11 protein-coding genes are annotated in these 17,295 nt (G+C 66.8%); 10 read left to right on the top strand and 1 reads right to left on the bottom strand.

Annotated elements, in window-relative coordinates; all coding sequences use genetic code 11:
* The first annotated feature begins 11 nt into the window (after window positions 1-11).
* Window positions 12-839, top strand: coding sequence for a hypothetical protein (locus EP7_RS08025; protein ID WP_463527321.1), 828 nt, complete (start codon window positions 12-14; stop codon window positions 837-839).
* A gap of 3 nt (window positions 840-842) precedes the next feature.
* Here the strand turns inward: EP7_RS08025 and EP7_RS08020 are convergent, their stop codons facing one another.
* On the bottom strand, window positions 843-2,270 hold the full coding sequence (locus tag EP7_RS08020; RefSeq protein WP_463527320.1) for an aminopeptidase P family protein: 1,428 nt from the start codon (window positions 2,268-2,270) through the stop codon (window positions 843-845).
* Between the two features lie 176 nt (window positions 2,271-2,446).
* Between EP7_RS08020 and metK the strand changes: the two genes are divergently transcribed.
* From metK to EP7_RS07975, 9 genes are all read left to right on the top strand, one after another.
* On the top strand, window positions 2,447-3,631 hold the full coding sequence (gene metK, locus EP7_RS08015; RefSeq protein WP_463527319.1) for a methionine adenosyltransferase: 1,185 nt from the start codon (window positions 2,447-2,449) through the stop codon (window positions 3,629-3,631).
* A 128-nt stretch (window positions 3,632-3,759) separates the two neighbouring features.
* Window positions 3,760-4,983 carry a galactokinase gene (gene galK, locus EP7_RS08010; RefSeq protein ID WP_463527318.1) on the top strand — a complete coding sequence of 408 codons (1,224 nt, stop codon included), beginning with the start codon at window positions 3,760-3,762 and terminating at the stop codon, window positions 4,981-4,983.
* 41 nt (window positions 4,984-5,024) lie between these two features.
* Complete coding sequence (locus tag EP7_RS08005) at window positions 5,025-5,924, top strand: diacylglycerol/lipid kinase family protein (RefSeq protein WP_463527317.1); 900 nt, start codon at window positions 5,025-5,027, stop codon at window positions 5,922-5,924.
* Window positions 5,925-6,050: 126 nt separating this feature from the next.
* The gene (locus EP7_RS08000; RefSeq protein ID WP_463527316.1) at window positions 6,051-8,891 is read left to right on the top strand and encodes a tetratricopeptide repeat protein; all 2,841 of its coding nucleotides are present in this window, start codon (window positions 6,051-6,053) and stop codon (window positions 8,889-8,891) included.
* 55 nt (window positions 8,892-8,946) lie between these two features.
* Window positions 8,947-9,276, top strand: a complete 330-nt coding sequence (locus EP7_RS07995; protein ID WP_463527315.1) for a MazG nucleotide pyrophosphohydrolase domain-containing protein — start codon at window positions 8,947-8,949, stop codon at window positions 9,274-9,276.
* 61 nt (window positions 9,277-9,337) lie between these two features.
* Window positions 9,338-11,590 (top strand): hypothetical protein, encoded by a 2,253-nt coding sequence (locus EP7_RS07990; RefSeq protein WP_463527314.1) that lies wholly within the window; start codon window positions 9,338-9,340, stop codon window positions 11,588-11,590.
* A gap of 68 nt (window positions 11,591-11,658) precedes the next feature.
* Entirely contained in the window at window positions 11,659-12,585 is a 927-nt protein-coding gene (locus EP7_RS07985; protein WP_463527313.1) for an ABC transporter ATP-binding protein, read from the top strand.
* A gap of 58 nt (window positions 12,586-12,643) precedes the next feature.
* Window positions 12,644-15,733 (top strand): PSD1 and planctomycete cytochrome C domain-containing protein, encoded by a 3,090-nt coding sequence (locus EP7_RS07980; RefSeq protein ID WP_463527312.1) that lies wholly within the window; start codon window positions 12,644-12,646, stop codon window positions 15,731-15,733.
* Between the two features lie 88 nt (window positions 15,734-15,821).
* The gene (locus tag EP7_RS07975; RefSeq protein WP_463527311.1) at window positions 15,822-17,288 is read left to right on the top strand and encodes a DUF1501 domain-containing protein; all 1,467 of its coding nucleotides are present in this window, start codon (window positions 15,822-15,824) and stop codon (window positions 17,286-17,288) included.
* Window positions 17,289-17,295 lie beyond the last annotated feature (7 nt).

The following is a 17,295-nucleotide window of genomic DNA, read 5'->3' as shown; positions in this document are numbered from 1 at the left end:
GGATGGGGCCCATGGCCGAGGCCAGTCCGCGATATCGCCTGGTCATTTTCGATGAGGTGGACGAGCCAGAGGGGGTGCGGGATCTGCTTTGCAAGGTCACCGGCCAGCATCCGACGGACGCCATGCAGTGGGTGTCGCGCGCGCCGGGAACATGGCCCAGGCCGCTCGACGAGCAGCAGACGCGGGCGCTACTTGATGGGCTCTATATCTATGGAGTGGCCGCTGAGGCCTGGCGGGTCGACCTGTTCCCGGAGCTCAGCCCTGCACGGTCGGTGCACTCGGGCGCCTGCACGGCCGATGGGTTCCGCGTGCTGGGTCTCCGCGGTGAGACGACCCACTGGATCCCCTGGCCCAAGGTCGAGCTCCTCAGCGTGGGCCGGATCTCGGCCGAGGATGAGTATCGCCATGTCTCGCCCCCGGGCTGGGCCTCGGCGGTGTCCGACGGCCTGGGTGCCCTGGTCGGCCGGGCCCCCAGGGCCATCCGCAAAAATCGGGCGATGCGTATCCCCAGGGATCCGACCGGCGAGATCATCCTGGTTCGGTCTGACCCCCGGCTCGCCTTCCGGATCGCCGAGGCGGAGATGAATTACGCCTACCTGGGAGATCGGCTCAGGCCGTCGGCGGCCGAGAATTTCCCCATGCTCGTGGCCGAGATGTACGCCAGAGCAGACGGCGCTTACATCACGCCCGCGACCCGCTCCTTCCTGGAGAAACGCGAACCCTCGGAGCACGACTTCCCCAACTCGCAGGCCCTGCTTGACTACACCACCAATCAGCTCCTCTGGAGCTGGTACCGCCGCGATCGCGACTCCCAATCGACGGACGCGACGAATCCCTGAGCGTCAGGGCCTGGCTCGGCCGGCCGCGATGGACTTCTCGACCGCGTCGGGTTCGCTCGGGATCGCCCTGGAGAGCTTCTCGAGGCCCGACTCGTTGACGAGATAGTCGTCCTCGATCCGTACGCCGATCGCCTCGGAGGGGATGTAGAGACCCGGCTCGATCGTGAACACCGACCCGGCCGACAGCGGCTTCGTCCGATCACCGACGTCGTGCACGTCCATCCCCAGGTAATGCCCCAGCCCATGGGTGAAGAAGGCGTCCATCGTCCGCTCGACCCCCTCGGAATCCCGGGCCCGTAGTTCGCTCGACTTGAGGTGCTCGACGGCTCGCCGATGCATGGAGTCGAGGGTCGAGACGCCGATCTGGAACTGGGCTGCTGCGTCGGATTGGACGTCGAGGACCAGCTGATAGACGGCCCGTTGCCTGGGCGTGAAGGTGCCGGATGTCGGATAAGTCCGGGTGATATCGGCGGTGTAATAGCGATATTCGGCCCCGATGTCGCAGACGACCAGCTCGCCGTCGCCCATCCGCCGGTTGTTCTCCATGTGGTGCAGGACCGTCGCGTTGGGCCCTGAGCCAACAATCGAGGGGAACCCCGCACGCATCGCCCCGCCCGCCAGGAAGGCTCCGACGATCCTGCCTTCGAGCTGGTATTCGTAGAGTTCGGGCCTGATGGAACGGGCCACCTCTGCCTGGGCCTCGCCGGTGATCTCGATGGCCCGCCGCAGGAGGCTGATCTCCGGTGGTGACTTGATTCGGCGCATCTCGTGCAGCAATGGTAGGATATCGCGGATCGGCGTGGTTGGTGCGCCGTCGCGGAGTATGCGGACCAACGCGGCTCCCGATCCTGGTTCCTCGAGCCCTCTCCCCTCCGGTTGGACGACAAAGAGGACGACCTTCCCGGGCCTCTTGATCCGCTTCAGCGGGTCGCCCACCAAGGTAAAGAGGTCGGCCAGGAACTTTGTGGTCGATTCGACACGGCCGAATCCAAGGAGGCGTGCGGTTTCAGCATCGGGTTCGGGCTGGGGGCCGTCGAACCGCTCCGTCTCGGGATCCCTGGGAGGAAGGTAGAGCGTCTCGCCCACTCCGGCGGCGTCGGGGATTAAAATCAGCGACGCGTGGGGTGCCTCAACGCCCGTCAGGTAGCAGAAGTCATTGTCTTGTCGGTACTTGCCCGCAAGCTCGCCGACGACCGCCCCGGTGATCACGATGATTGGCTTCGCTTCCTTACCCGTGCACTGCCTGGCCTCCGCCGAGGCGGCCTCGATAAGTGCCGCGCGACGGGCACGGAAAACGGCAAGCGGCTGGCCCGCTGATGAGCCGGATCGCCCCTCAACACCAGAGGCCTGTACTATGCTTGGTCCGGAGAGGAGGGCGAGAGTCGTCAGGACCCTGATCCAACTGAGCGGCCGACCCGCGGAAATGTGCATCGATTTGCCCTCGGACGCGGTCTGTTGCGACTTCAGTGGCCAACTTTACAGACTCGGTGTCGGCTTGCTAGACTCTGTCGATCTTTGATGGCGACGTGAACTGACGCATCTCGATCAAGTCGGTCGATGACCCCTCCTCCGCCGCCGCTGCCCTCTCTTTCAGGAGATTTTCGCCCGTGGCGCAAGAGAGCCGCTACTTATTCACCAGCGAGTCGGTGTCGATGGGCCATCCCGACAAGATGGCCGATCAGATCTCCGACGGCATCCTCGACGCCCTGCTCGCCCAGGACCCGCTGAGCCGCGTGGCCTGCGAGACCCTGCTGACGACCGGTCTGGTCGTCGTGGCCGGCGAGATCACGACAAAGGCCCACATCGACTATCCGTCGATCGTCCGCCAGGTCGTCCGCGAGATCGGCTACACCAGCAGCGACATGGGCTTCGACGCCACGACCTGCGCGGTCATGATCGCCGTGGGCAAGCAGTCGCCCGACATTGCTCAGGGTGTCGACTCGGACAACGACAGCGGCAAAGACATTGGCGCCGGCGACCAGGGCCTCATGTTCGGGTTCGCCTCGAACGAGACGCCCGAGCTGATGCCGATGCCGATCGCCCTGTCGCACCGGATCATCAACAAGATCACCGAGCTGCGCCAGAACGGCACGCTTCCCTGGCTCCGCCCCGACAGCAAGAGCCAGGTGACCGTCGAGTACGAAGACGACAAGCCCGTCCGGATCGACGCGGTCGTCGTCTCGACCCAGACCGAAGACATCGACATCGAGACCATCCGCAAGGCCGTCAAGGAGCAGGTGATCCTGCCCGAGCTGCCCCCGGAGATGGTTGACGAGAACACCAAGTTCTACATCAATCCGACCGGCCGCTTCGTCGTGGGCGGGCCTCACGGCGACGCCGGCGTCACGGGCCGCAAGATCATCGTCGACACCTATGGCGGCCGGGGCCGTCACGGCGGCGGTGCCTTCAGCGGCAAGGACCCGACGAAGGTCGACCGCTCGGCGGCCTACATGGCCCGCTACGTCGCCAAGAACGTGGTGGCCAGCGGCCTGGCCGATCGCTGCGAGGTTCAGCTCGCCTACGCCATCGGCGTCTCCGAACCGGTTAGCGTCCACGTGGACACCGAGGGGACTGGCAAGATCGACGATCAGAAGATCGCCGAGATCATCCGCCAGACCTTCCCGCTGACGCCCGCCGGGATCATCAAGCACCTCGACCTGCGTCGGCCCATCTTCCGCCAGACGGCTTCGGGAGGCCACTTCGGCCGTTCCGGCGCCGACTTCACCTGGGAGAAGACCGACAAGGCTGACGCCATCCGCAAGGCTGCCGGCATCAAGGCCGTCGCCGTCTGAACGACCCGGAAGGGCACGTCCGGCGGATTTGAGCAAGGCGAGCCCCCCGGGATCGCCGATAAAAAAGGGACCGGGCCGGGCCAATGTGCCCGGCCCGGTCCCTTCCCTGTTCCCCCGGGGGTACCGCCATGTCCGAGGCCATCGACGGCCGGCTTCTCGCCGACATTCGCCGCTCTACCGGCGCTAATCCGGAATTCGTCGCACGGGCCCCGGGCCGGGTCGAACTGCTCGGCAACCATACCGACTATAACGGCGGCCTGGTCCTGGCTGCCGCCGTCGACCGCTTCACTACAGTCGCCGGCACCGCGTCGGCCGGGACGCGGGCCAGCGTCCTGTCCCTCAACATGAACCAGGGCGACACCTTCGACCTGGCCGGCTTGAACCCCGAGTCGACCGAGCCCCAGGGCTGGGCCCGCTATGTCCGGGGCGTCGCCTGGGCGCTCCAGGCCGACGCCAAGGCCCCCCTGACCTCGGCCTTCGACGTGACGCTCGTCGGCAACGTCCCAATTGGTGGCGGCCTCTCGAGCTCGGCGAGCCTTCAGGCCGCGCTCGGCTCCTGGCTCGTCGCGGCAGGGTTAGTGCCCGGCCGACCGGCCTCGACGCTGGACGACGACGCAGGCCGGATGGATCTCGCCCGTGTACTCAGGCGATCCGAGAACGACTTTGTCGGCGTGGGTTCGGGCCTGCTTGACCAGGCTTCGGTCCTGCTCGGGCGTACCGGGCACGCGTTACGGCTCGACTGCCGGACCCTGGCCTTCGAGCGGCTGTCGCTGGGCGACCCTGCCCCGGCGATCGTGGTCTGTGACAGCACAACCTCGCGCCAGCTGGCCGAGGGGATGTATAACCGCCGACGGGCCGAGTGCGATCGGGTCGTGGACTTCTTTCGGGCCAGAAATCCCGAAGAAGGAGTGACCCAGTTGCGCGACGTCTCCCTGGGCCAGCTGATGGCCGACTGGGAATTGCTGGACGGCGTGGGCCGGCTACGGGCGCGGCATGTGCTAACAGAGAACCTTCGTGTCGAAGAGGGGACCGAACTCCTCCGCATCGGCGACGTCGAGGGATTCGGGCGATTGATGTCTGCCTCGCACAGGTCGAGCCGCGACGACTTCGAGAATAGCTCGCGCGAGCTGGATGCCCTCGTCGAGTCGGCCCAAGAGGCCCCCGGATTTCTCGGCGGCAAGCTTTCGGGAGCCGGTTGGGCGGGTTGCACCGTCAATCTCGTGCGTGCTGAGCTGGCCGAAGAGTTCGCCTCGGCGGTCATCGAGGGCTATCGTCGCAGGACCGGCCTGCTCGCCGGCGTCTCCACTTGCCAGGCTGCCCAAGGAGCCACCGCGGCCCCGTTCGCCGGTTGAATCGAGCGGCCGCCCAGATTCCCCAGGTTTCAGGAGCCTCGATGACGACCAGCAGCCCCGCCGGGCCGTTCGTGGTGATCAACCCCAACTCGGGCCATTGCTCGCCCGAGGACGTCCGACGAGCCATCGAGTCTCACTTCCAGGTCGCGGCCGAGATCTTCGAACTCGTCGAGGGAGTCGATCTGGCCGCGGCGGTGAAGGACGCGGTCGCCCGCGGTCGGCGTCCGATTATCGCCGCTGGCGGAGACGGGACCGTCTCGGCGGTCGCCGACATCCTGGCCGGCACTGGCGTCCCTCTGGGAATCCTACCGCTCGGAACTGCGAACGTACTGGCACGGGACCTGAACCTGCCGCTCGACCTCCAGGCCGGCTGTGCGCTGCTGGCCGGCGTCACCGCGGAGCGCTCCGTGGACACCATGTGCATCAACGGTCGGAGCTACCTGACCCAGGTCGGAGTGGGACTCGATTCGCTGATGATCCGCGACACCACGACCGTCGACAAGCGTCGGTTCGGCCGGGTGGCTTACCTCTGGACGGCCGTCGCACGCTGGGCGGGCTTTAAACGTCGCACCTTCACGATCGGCATCGACGGCAAGACTCTGACGATCAAAGGGGTGCAGGTGGTCGTCGCTAACAGCGGAATTCTGGGTGAACCCCCTTACCGCTGGGGCCCCGACGTGGCTCTCGACGATGGCCGCGTGGACGTCTGCCTGGTGGACGTCTGGAACGCCGCCGATACCGTACGCCTGATCTGGCATGTAGCCCGCGGACAGCACAAACAAAACAGCCACTTGAAGTACTGGAAGGCCGCTCGCGAAGTGACGATTGACGCCCGCCCTTCGCTGCCCGTGCAGGCCGACGGCGAGGTGGTGGGCGAGACCCCCGTGCGCATCGAGGTCAACGCGGGGGCCTTGCGGGTGCTGGTCGCCGGACCCGCCTGAACGCCGCCCCTAGATCGCTCGGGTCGATCTCGGGTAACGTGGATCTATGGCCGTCGGAGGGCGGCCCGGCCCGCGTGGGGTCCGGGCGGCCGGTCGACCGACCCGCCAAATCCATGAGGGCTCGGCATGGCACGCATGCTCTGGTTCGCCGCGCTGGGATGCCTGGCCGCCGCCTCGGCCACGGCCGCCGACCCCGACGAGGGGGCCGCCTCGGCCCGCAAGCTCTGGCAGGTCGGCAAGTATGACGAAGCCATCGAGGTCTACGACGTCCTGCTCGCCAAGCCCGAAGATTTGAAGCCGGAACAGAAAGCCGCCCTCGTCCTCGGCCGTGTCGAAGCCTGGTCCAGCACCGGCCAAATCGACAAGGCGAAAGAGGGACTGACGACACTCACCGCCGACCAACCAAAGAACGCCGACGCCTTCGCAAGGCTCGGATTGCTCCTGTTCGACCGAGGAGACTGGGCCGGCGCAACGCTCGCCGCCAAGGCCGCGACCGACCTCAACGCCGACCACCTGCTCGGCCGCTGGGTCGGCGCCCGCCTGGCCGAAGCCCAGGGCCGCCAGGGCGATGCCCTCGATGCCTGGAAGTGGTTCGTCGACAGCTTCAATGCCGACCAGGATAAGTACATCAAGGACGCCAACGCCTTGCTCGTCATCGGACAGGCCGCCGAGCGATACTACCGGGCCAAGGCACGCGGTGAGGAGTTGAGCGAGACCCTCAACGACGTCATCAATGAGATCTACGAGGCCGCGCTCAAGGCCGATCCCAGATGCTGGCAGGCCCCCTGGCTGGAGGCACGCCTGTTCCTCTCGGGCTACAGCGAAGGGGCCGCCCGCAAGGAGCTCCAACGAGCCATCAAGATCAACCCGAGGGCCGCCGAGGTCATCGTCACACTCGGCCAGTCTGACCTGCAAGGCTACAAGCTCGCCGCGGGCCGCGAGAAGGCCGACCTGGCCCTGGAAATCAACCCAAAATACGCCCCCGCCTTCGTGCTGAAGGCCGACGTGAACATCTCCGACGAGCGGTTCGCCGAGGCGCTCGACGCCTCGAAGAAGGCGCTCGGCGAGAACCCCAAGGACGAGGACTCGCTGGCCCGTCTCGCCGCCTCATATCGGCTGCTGGTCGACCCCGAGAGTGCCCTGGCCACCGAGGCCGTGGTCTTGTCCAACAACCCTCGGCCGGCCTCGTTCTACTCGATGCTGGGCGAGCGCCTCGCCGATCGACGCAAGTATCCCGAGGCCGAGCGAGCGTTCCTGCTCGCCGCACGCGCCGACCCCGAGCGTGCCGACAACCGGATCGGCCTGGGGATGCTCTACATGCAGATCGGCCGCGAGGTCGAGGCCCGCGACCTGTTCGACGCCGCCTTCGCCGCCGACCCGTTCAATGTTCGCGCCGACAATATGCGCAAGGTGCTCAAGCACATGGCCGGCTACCGGCCGATCGAGAGCCCGCGCTACTCGGTGGCGATCCTCCCCGGCCGCGACGCCCTGCTGGGCAAATACATGTCGCGCTACTTAGAGGAGACGCACGACGAACTGGCCAAGAGGTTCGGCTACTCGCCGCCGGGCCTGACCAAGATCGAGATCATGAAGGACCACGCCTGGTTCAGCGGCCGGACGATCGGCCTGCCGTTCATCCCGACCGTCGGCGCCTGCACCGGGAAGGTGGTCGCCCTGGCCAGCCCGGGCGCGACGCAGAAGCCATTCAACTGGGCGCGGGTCCTGAAGCATGAGGTGGTCCACGTCATCACCCTGCAACAGACCGAGTTCAACATTCCGCACTGGTACACCGAAGCACTGGCCGTCGAGAGCGAAGGCTTCCCCCGGCCGCAGCCCTGGAACAAACTGCTCCAGGAGCGAGTGCCCGCGCGGAAGCTCCTGAACCTGGACAACATCAACCTCGGCTTCATCCGGCCCGAGCAGCCCGACGACCGCCAGATGGCCTATTGCCAGGCCCAGCTCTATGCCCAGTACATGCTCAAGCGATTCGGCGACGATGCCCTGATGAAGATGCTCGATGCCTATCGCCGGGGGATGACGACCGAGAAGGCGATCGGCTACTGCTTCAAGGTCGAGAAGAAAGACTTCGAGGCCAAGTACCTCGAGTTCCTCGACGGCGTGGTCAAGACGATCAAGACCCGCGTGAGCGAGGAGAAGCCCGTTTCCTTCTCCGAGCTGGAGCGTGAGCTCGCCGCTAAGCCCGACGACGCCGGCCTGAACGCGCGGATGGCCTATGAGCACTTCGCCAGGCGCGACCTGAAGGCAGCCCGCCCGCTGGCCGACAAGGCCCTGAAGCTGAAACCCAACCAGCCGCTGGCCAGCTACGTGAAAGCCCGCCTGCTGGTAACGATCGGCGACGATGACGCGGCTCGCGAGGTGTTGGTTCCCGCCTTCGACGAGGCCAACCCCGACGAGCGCGTGGTCGACCTGCTGGCCGAACTTCAGATGAAGGCGGGGAACCTCGACGAGGCGGGGAGGCTCTACGAGATCGCCCACAAAGGGGACCCGTTCCACACCAAGTGGATCGCCAGCTTGGCCCGGGTCCACCTGAGGCAGAAGGACGAGCCGAAGTTCCTGGCCGACCTGGCCATGCTGGCCGACAGCGACGCCGACGACCTGGGCGTGCGCAAGGCCCTGGCCGAGCGTCACCTGGCCTCGAAGGCCTGGAAGGACGCGATCCACTGGGCCACGGAATGCCTCTTCGTCGACGTCAACGACCCCGTCGGCCACGTCGTCCTGGCTGACGCCAACGCGGGCCTGGAGAAGTACAAGGACGCCGTCGAGGAATACGAGGTCGCCCTCACCCTGAAGCCGAAGAAGCCCGGCGACCTGAAGGTACGGCTGGCCAAGGCCCAGCAGGCGATGGGCGCGACCGACGCCGCCCGCACGACGGTCGAGTCGATCTTGAAGGCCGACCCCGAGCATCCCGGAGCCTTGGAATTGAGCAAGTCGCTCAAGGACAAATGAACGTGACGCCCCGGGCCTGGCAAGGCGGGGCCGCCGGCCGTAAGATACAGGTCCCATGACTGAACCGACTTCCAATCCCGACGGCCTGACGTTTCGCGCCTTCCAGCGCCTGATCCTGGACATGTACGGCGAGAAGGACGCGGCGCGCGGAGACGCGGCCACGTTCCTCTGGCTGGCCGAGGAGTTCGGCGAGCTTGCCACGGCGCTCCGCTCCGAATCCAAGGAGGCGCTTGCCCTGGAGATGGCCGACGTCATCGCCTGGCTCGTCACCCTGGCCAACATCCGCGAGATCGACCTGGAGGCGGCCCTGATGAAGAAATATGGGATGGGATGCCCCGGCTGCGGCAAATTCAGCTGCGACTGCGACCCCGCCGAGAAGCCCTGAGCCGCATCTTCCCTTCGAACGCACGCTCGAGCCGCCCGACCCCTCCCGAGGATCTCGCCCCATGCCCGCCGGCCCTCGACGACGACCCTGGACCCTGGCCCTGATCGCCGCCGTGATCTTGCCGCTCGCCAGCCAGCCTGCGGCGGGGCAGACCGGGGCTCCCAAGGGGGTCGAGTTCCAGAACATCCGCGTCGGCTTTAAGGGACAATCGAAAATCGGGACCTGGACCCCCGTCCGGGGCGACCTGATCGGGGGGACGGAGCGGTTCACGGGCACGCTCGAACTGACCGTCCCCGATGACAGCGGGACCCCGACCACGATCCGCCAACCGGTAGACGTCGCGCCCGGCGAGACGCGTTCCGTCACCGGCTACGTACGGTCGGGCGGGCATGACGGCGAGATCCAGGTTCGCCTGGTCGACACCGGGGGCCGCGCGCGGTTCACCGGCTCCAGCGCGGGCAGTTCCTCCGGTGCCAACGCCCTGCTGCCCGACGACACGCTCGTGCTGCTGCTCGGCAACCCTCAGGGGGTCGAAGGCGTCTCCACCCTGCCCGGCTTCTCGAACGTCAACACGTCGATCGTCAAGCGGTTCGAGGCCCTGAAGCTCGACGCCCCCGAGCAGGAGCTGCCCGGCCGCTGGTATGGCTACGACGCCGCCGAGGCCGTGGTCCTCGATGGCAACGCCCGAGAGGTCTTGTCCGCGCTCGACACCGGCCGGGGCGAGGCGCTCAAGCAATGGGTGGCACGCGGCGGCCACCTGATCCTGTCGGCCGGATCCCGCTGGCAGCAACTGATGGATAGCTCGTTGCGCGAGATCCTGCCCGCCTTGCCGAGCGGGCAGATCGAGATCGACGACCTGCGTGCCCTGGAGTCGTTCGCCGGCTCGACCGCACAGATCGAGGTCCCGGAAGGGCGGCGGATCCAGGTCACCAAGTTAGAGCCGATCAAGGAGCGAGGCGCCCGCGTGCTGAGCGCCTCGTCGTCGGTGCCGCTGGTCGTCCGGGGCCGCTACGGGTTCGGCCGTGTCACCTTGCTGGCGATCGACGTCGACCAACGACCGTTCTCGACCTGGGACGACCGGTCGCAATTCTGGGTCAAGGCAATCGACCTGAGGCGGGCAGGCGGCGACGTGGTCCTCAGCGGCACGCAGGTCGGCGGCGGGCGATTCGCTCAGAATGGGGTCAGGGACCTGGCGGGCGCCCTGCGGACCGACCTGGAGCAGTTCCCGGGTGTCCGCCTGATCCCGTTCGGCTGGGTCGCCTTCTTCATCTTCCTCTACATCCTCCTGATCGGCCCCGGCGATTACTTCTTCCTGAAGAAGGTGCTGAAGGGCCGGATGGAGCTGACCTGGCTGACCTTCCCGGCGATTGTCGTCGTTGTCAGCTCGCTGGCCTACTGGGCGGCCTATGTGGTGAAGGGGACCGCGCTGCGAGTCAATCAGGTCGACGCGGTGGACGTCGACCAGGAGGCGGGCTTGATGCGAGGCACCAGCTGGGTGAACCTCTTCAGCCCCCAGAACCGCGATTACGACGTCTCGATCGTCCCGCAGGCGTTTGACGCAACGACGCCCGACGACCCTTCCCAGGCGAAGGCACCTCAGGGGATTGAGACGCTCACAAGCTGGTTCAGCTCACCCGAATCGGGCTTCGGAGGCATGGGCGGCGGCGGGATCGGGTTCTCCGGCGGCGGCTACTCGTACGAGCCCGTCGGCGGTGCAGAGCGGCTGTCGGACGTGCGCGTGCCCATCTGGAGCACCCGCTGCGTCTCGACCCGCTGGTTCGGGCCTGCGCCCCGCCCTCTGATCAAGTCGGAGCTGACGGCGTTCAACGTCAACCAGCTCAACGGCACGATCACCAATCTGCTCGACGTGGCACTCAAGGACGTGATGGTCGCCTTCAACGATCAGGTCTACCTGATGCCGACGATCGAGCCGGGGGCGACGGTGCGCGTGGAGCTCGACCGCAAGGAGGAGCGTCGGCTGTCGAACTACCTGAACGACTTGCAGGCGACTGCGGGATCGGCCCGGGCGAAGCTGGTGCGGTCGATCATGTTCCACGACGCCGGCGCCGAGACCATCACCAGCCAGATGTCGAGCGACCCACTGAGCTACATCGACCTCTCCGGCCAGCTCGCACTCGACCGGCCGATGCTCGTCGCGACCGTCGATCGCCCCGGTGCGATCCTGAACCTGTCCAACGCCTCGGCCCCGCCCCAGACCGACCGGACCACCGTCCTGCGGGTCATCCTGGGCCTGTCCGATGCCGACACCGAAGGCAAGCCGAAGCCGAAGTCGTCCGCCGCGACCCCCAGATAAGCCCTGCAAGCGTCCGAACAACGACCCAGACACAACGCACGCGAAGACGAGCCGAGGCGCCGACCCCAATGATCGAGACGCACGACCTCACGAAGATGTACGGCGACCTCTACGCCCTGAATCGCCTGAACCTCACCCTGGACAAGGGGGACGTCTACGGCTTCATCGGCCCCAACGGCGCCGGCAAGACGACGACCATGCGCATCCTGGCCACGCTCCTGAACCCCACCTGGGGCGAGGCCACCGTCTGCGGCTACTCGATCTACACCTCCGCGAAAGACATCCGCCGAGCCATCGGCTACATGCCCGACTTCTTCGGCGTGTACGACGACATGAAGGTCATCGAATACCTCGAATTCTTCGCCGCAGCCTATCGCATCAAAGGCCCGGCGCGCAAGAAGATCTGCGAGGAAGTGCTGGAGCTGGTCGACCTGACGTACAAGCGGGACGCCCTGGTCACGAGCCTCTCGCGCGGAATGACCCAGCGACTGGGCCTGGCCCGAGTCTTGCTACACGACCCCATGGTCCTTCTGCTGGACGAGCCCGCCTCGGGCCTCGACCCCCGGGCTCGCATCGAGATCCGGGCGCTGCTGAAGGAGCTTCGGGCGATGGGCAAGACCATCCTCGTCTCCAGCCACATCCTGCCAGAGCTCGCCGATATCTGCAACAAGATCGGCATCATCGAGCAGGGAAAGCTGCTGGTCAACGGCACCGTCGTCGACGTGATGAAGCAGGTGCGCACCGAGATCGTCCTGAACGTCGGCGTGGCCGATCGTCAGGTCGACGCGGCCAACCTGCTGGAGAGTCAGCCCGAGGTCGAGAGCGTCCAGGACAAGGCCGGCGTGCTCATCGTGAAGCTCAACGTGGGGGTCGTCCAGTACAGCGGGCTGGCCAGCCGCCTGATCAACGAGGGGTTCGACCTGACCCTGTTCAAGGAAGATGAGATCAACCTCGAGTCGGCCTTCATGCACCTGACCAAGGGCATCACGAGCTGACCCGAGCAAGTCGCATCCACCCTGCCCTCCCGATCTCTCTCAACGGGACGCACGGCTTATGCCCCGGACGATTTTGAGTCTCGCCCTGATCTCGGCGCTCTCGCAGTTGGCCACCGCCGACGAGCCGGCGAACTACGCTCGCGATATCCGGCCGATCCTGAAACGCAGTTGCTACGGCTGCCATGGGACGAAGAAGCGCGAGGCGGGCCTGAATCTCGCGGCTCGCGCCCCTGCACTCGCAGGCGGCGACGATGGGGCGGTGATCGTCCCGGGGAAGGCGGCCGAAAGCCGTCTGATCCGCTACGTCTCGGGCCAGGACGAAGACCACCTGATGCCCCCGGAAGGCGCCGGCGAGCCGCTCGAACCCGCGCAAATCGCCCTGCTCACCTCCTGGATCAATCAGGGGGCCGCATGGCCGGTCGACTCCGACGAGAAGGACCCGAGGCTCGATCACTGGTCATTCCGGAAGCCCGTCCGATCGACCCTTCCCGCGGTCACTCATTCGGATTGGCCCCGCAACCCGGTCGACGCGTTCATCCTGGCGCGGCTTGAGAAGGAAGGGCTCGCCCCCTCCCCGGAGGCACCACGCGCCGCGCTCATCCGCCGCTTGAGTCTCGACCTTATCGGTCTGCCGCCGACGGTCGAGGAGGTCGACGCGTTCGTCGCCGACGTGACCCCTAACGCTTACGAGCGGCTAGTCGACCGCCTGCTGGCCAGCCCCAACTACGGGGAGCGCTGGGGGCGGCTCTGGCTCGACCGGGCGAGATATGCCGACACGAACGGCTATGAGAAGGACCGGGATCGGCCGATCTGGCCCTATCGAGACTGGGTCGTCAATGCCCTGAATGCCGACATGCCTTTCGACCAATTCACTGTGGAGCAGATCGCCGGCGACATGCTGCCGGGGGCTGACGTGAGCCAGAAAGTGGCCACGGGCTTCCACCGCAACACGATGACGAATGAGGAAGGCGGCATCGACGTCGAGGAGTTCCGATTCGCCTCGATCGTCGACCGCGTGGCCACCACCGGCACCGTCTGGCTGGGCATGACCATCCAGTGTGCCCAGTGCCACACGCATAAATATGACCCGATCACGCATCGCGAGTACTATTCCTTCTTCGCCCTGTTGAATAATGTCGACGAGCCCGAGGAGGTCTTGCCCGACCCGGCGGTCTCCGCCCGTCGCGCCGCGATCGGCCGCGAGATTGCCGCCCTGGAATCGTCACGCGAGGCGAATTTCCCCGAGTCGGCCGACCCCAAGTTTGTCGGGCCATTGGACAGGCCCTCGGAGGAGCGTTCACGCGCCCGAGCCGCCGAACGACAGGCGTCCTGGGAGTCGTCGCAGGTTCCGGTCGCCTGGACGGTGCTTACTCCCCGGCGGGTCGTCTCCAAGAATCACGCGACGATGAACGTCCTCCCCGACGGTTCGGTGCTGGCGACCGGGGACAAGCCGAACCAGGACGTCTATGACGTCGAGTTCGAGGCTGACCTGTCCGGGATCACGGCGCTGAGGCTTGAGGTTCTGCCCGACCCGAGCCTGCCCGACGATGGCCCGGGGCGTGCCCCGTTGTTCTCCGTCGGCGACTTCATGCTCTCCGAGTTCCAGGCCAAGGCAGGTCCCGCCACGGGCGACCTGACGCCGCTCGCGTTCGGCCGGGCAACCGAAGATTTCGGGGCGGCCAAGCATGGAGCCGCGACCTCGATCGACGGCATCTTCGACACCGGCTGGTCGATCGCCGGTGGCGTCGGCAAGGCCCATGCCGCGGTCTTCGAGTTGAAGGAGCCGCTCGCAGGCGGCCCCGGGACGCGGCTGGCCCTCACGTTGGTGCAGCAATATATCCATCAGACGACGATTGGCCGGTTCCGGATCTCGGCGACCACGCAGGCGCGGCCCGTCTCGGCGTCGGGACTTCCGGCGGCCGTTGAGGCAGCCTTGCTGGTGAAGGCCGAAGATCGGACGCCTGAGCAGCTGGGCTTGATCCGCGGGCACTTCCTCGACGTGGCTCCGCAACTGGCCGAGATCCGCGCGAAGATCGATGCCTTGAAGCGTTCGAGGCCCAAACACCAGACGAGCCTGGTCATGGTCGAGCGGCCCGCGGAGCATGCACGAACGACGAAGATCCACAAGCGTGGGGAATTCCTCAGCGAGACCGTCCCGGTCGAGACCGGGGTCCCCGCAGTCCTGCCTCCCCTGCCTTCGGACAGGCCCGCCGACCGGCTCTCACTGGCCCACTGGCTGGTGGACCCGCAGAATCCGCTGAGCCCGCGCGTGACGGTCAACCACGCCTGGCAGGCCCTGTTTGGTCGTGGGCTGGTGACGACGCCCGACGACTTCGGCGTTCAGGGGGCGAGGCCGAGCCACCCGGAACTGCTCGACTGGCTGGCCGTCGAACTGGTCGACCGGGGCTGGAGTCTGAAGACGCTTCACCGTCTGTTGGTGACAAGCGCGACGTATCGACAGACCTCGCGCGTGGGGCGGGAACTTCTGGCTCGCGACCCCGCCAACGAGCTGCTGGCGCGAGGGCCGCGTTTCCGCGTGGAAGCCGAGACGGTGCGCGACCTGGCGCTGTCTGCGGCGGGGTTGCTCGATCGACGAGTGGGCGGGCCCAGCGTCTATCCGCCCCAGCCCGACGGCGTGACCGCGCTCGCCTACGGGCAGGCCGCCTGGCCGGCGAGCGTCGGGGCCGATCGCTATCGCCGGGGGATGTACACGTTCACCAAGCGGGCCGCGCCTTATGCGACGTTCACCCTGATGGATGCGCCGACCCCGGAAATTGCCTGCATGCGGCGAGAGCGGAGCAACACGCCGCTCCAGGCCCTGACGTTGCTCAACGATGTCGTCTTTGTCGAGGCCGCGCGGGCGCTGGCCTTGCGAGCCCTCGAGCCCACCGGACTGGACACGGAAGCCCGGGCGAGGCTGGCGTTCCGCCGCTGCCTGTCACGCGAGCCGTCGGCCGAAGAACTCTCGGCGCTGGTCGCGTTCCACGATTCTCAGCTCGAACACGCAAGGGCCGGCCGGCTCGATCCGGCGAAGCTCTTGGGGGACGACGCCAAGGCGCGGCCCGATGTGGACAAGCCGGAATGGGCCGCCTGGACCACCGTCGCGCGGGCGTTGCTGAATCTTGACGAGACGATCACCAGGGAATGAGCGGGACCCGACTCGACCGGGCGGGTGCCAGTCTGGCCCCGAATGAGCGGAGATGTCCGGGACGTTCCCAACGCAGAGGGTCGGATCGATGAGCCACGGATTCGAGTCGGACATGCCCCTTTCGCTCGCCCGCAGGCAATTCTTCCGCGATTGCGGCGTCGGCGTCGGCAAGATCGCGCTGGCCTCGCTCCTGGCGGATCGTGGCGCCCGCGCGGCGCGTGCGGGAAACGACGAGCCCGTGCATGCGGCGCTCCACGGCCCGCCGCTCGTCCGGTCGTCGCACTTCGCCCCCAAGGCGAAGCGGATCATCTACATGTTCATGGCGGGCGCGCCAAGCCAGCTAGACCTGTTCGACAACAAGCCGGGCCTCGTGAAGTTCGACGGCAAGCCGGTGCCGGCCGAGGTGGTCAAGAACCAGCGTTACGCCTTCATCCGCCCCGACGCCGCATTGATGGCCTCGCGGTTCAAGTTCTCCAGGCACGGTTCGAGCGGAGCCGAGCTTTCGGAGATGCTGCCTCATCTGGCCAAGATCGCCGACGACATCGCCATCGTCAAGTCGATGCGTACCGACCAGTTCAACCATGCGCCGGCGCAGATCTTCCTGAACACGGGCTCGTCGCTGCCGGGCCGCCCGAGCATGGGCGCCTGGGTGACTTATGGACTGGGGAGCGAGGCCGACGACCTGCCCGGCTTCGTCGTGCTCTCCTCGGCCGGCGGCTCCAGCGGCGGCGCGGCCAACTGGGGATGCGGGTTCCTGCCCACCGCCTATCAGGGGGTCTCGTTCCGGTCGAAGGGCGACCCGATCCTGAACGTGAGCAACCCGGCGGGCGTCGACGCGGGCCTCCAACGCGACACGCTCGACCTGGTCGGCCGGCTCAACCGCGACCACCTGGCCGATTCCGGCGACCCGGAGATCACCACGAGGATCGCGGCCTACGAGCTTGCCTACAAGATGCAGACGAGTGCCCCCGAGCTGATGGATGTCTCGGGCGAGAGCAAGGAGACCCTGGAGCTATACGGCGCCGAGCCGGGCAAGCCTTCGTTCGCCAACAACTGCCTGCTGGCCCGCCGGCTGGTGGAGCGCGGAGTGCGGTTCGTCAACCTGTTCCACGAGGGCTGGGACCACCATTCCGACGTCGCGGGCGGCCTGAAATCGCAGTGTGGCCAGACCGACCGGGCCGCCGCAGCGCTGGTCACCGACCTGAAGCGGCGTGGGCTGCTTGAAGACACGCTGGTGATCTGGGGGGGAGAATTCGGCCGGACCCCGATGGTCGAGTCGAACGCCAGCCTGGGCCGGAGCATGGGCCGCGACCATCACCCGCAGGCCTTCACCATGTGGATGGCCGGCGGCGGGATCAAGCCTGGGGTGACCCTGGGGGCTACCGACGAGCTGGGCTTCCACATCATCGAATCGCCGGTGCATGTCCACGACTTGCAGGCGACCATCCTGCACCTGCTCGGCCTGGACCACACCAGGCTCACCTATCGCCATCAAGGGCGCAACTTCCGCCTGACCGACGTGCACGGCGAGGTGGTCAACTCGATCCTTGCCTGAGCGTGGA

The sequence above is a fragment of the Isosphaeraceae bacterium EP7 genome, from assembly GCA_038400315.1.
Classification (GTDB): Bacteria; Planctomycetota; Planctomycetia; order Isosphaerales; family Isosphaeraceae; genus EP7.
The sequence above is the reverse complement of the archived record's forward strand: the minus strand, read 5'-3'. Positions and strand labels throughout refer to the sequence as shown.

Coding starts and splice junctions, on each gene's coding strand:
- EP7_RS08020 (WP_463527320.1), bottom strand. CDS start 2,270: ATGCACATTTCCGCGGGTCGGCCGCTCAGTTGGATCAGGGTCCTGACG.
- EP7_RS07990 (WP_463527314.1), top strand. CDS start 9,338: ATGCCCGCCGGCCCTCGACGACGACCCTGGACCCTGGCCCTGATCGCC.
- EP7_RS07995 (WP_463527315.1), top strand. CDS start 8,947: ATGACTGAACCGACTTCCAATCCCGACGGCCTGACGTTTCGCGCCTTC.
- EP7_RS08025 (WP_463527321.1), top strand. CDS start 12: ATGGCCGAGGCCAGTCCGCGATATCGCCTGGTCATTTTCGATGAGGTG.
- EP7_RS08005 (WP_463527317.1), top strand. CDS start 5,025: ATGACGACCAGCAGCCCCGCCGGGCCGTTCGTGGTGATCAACCCCAAC.
- galK (WP_463527318.1), top strand. CDS start 3,760: ATGTCCGAGGCCATCGACGGCCGGCTTCTCGCCGACATTCGCCGCTCT.
- EP7_RS07980 (WP_463527312.1), top strand. CDS start 12,644: ATGCCCCGGACGATTTTGAGTCTCGCCCTGATCTCGGCGCTCTCGCAG.
- EP7_RS07985 (WP_463527313.1), top strand. CDS start 11,659: ATGATCGAGACGCACGACCTCACGAAGATGTACGGCGACCTCTACGCC.
- EP7_RS07975 (WP_463527311.1), top strand. CDS start 15,822: ATGAGCCACGGATTCGAGTCGGACATGCCCCTTTCGCTCGCCCGCAGG.
- EP7_RS08000 (WP_463527316.1), top strand. CDS start 6,051: ATGGCACGCATGCTCTGGTTCGCCGCGCTGGGATGCCTGGCCGCCGCC.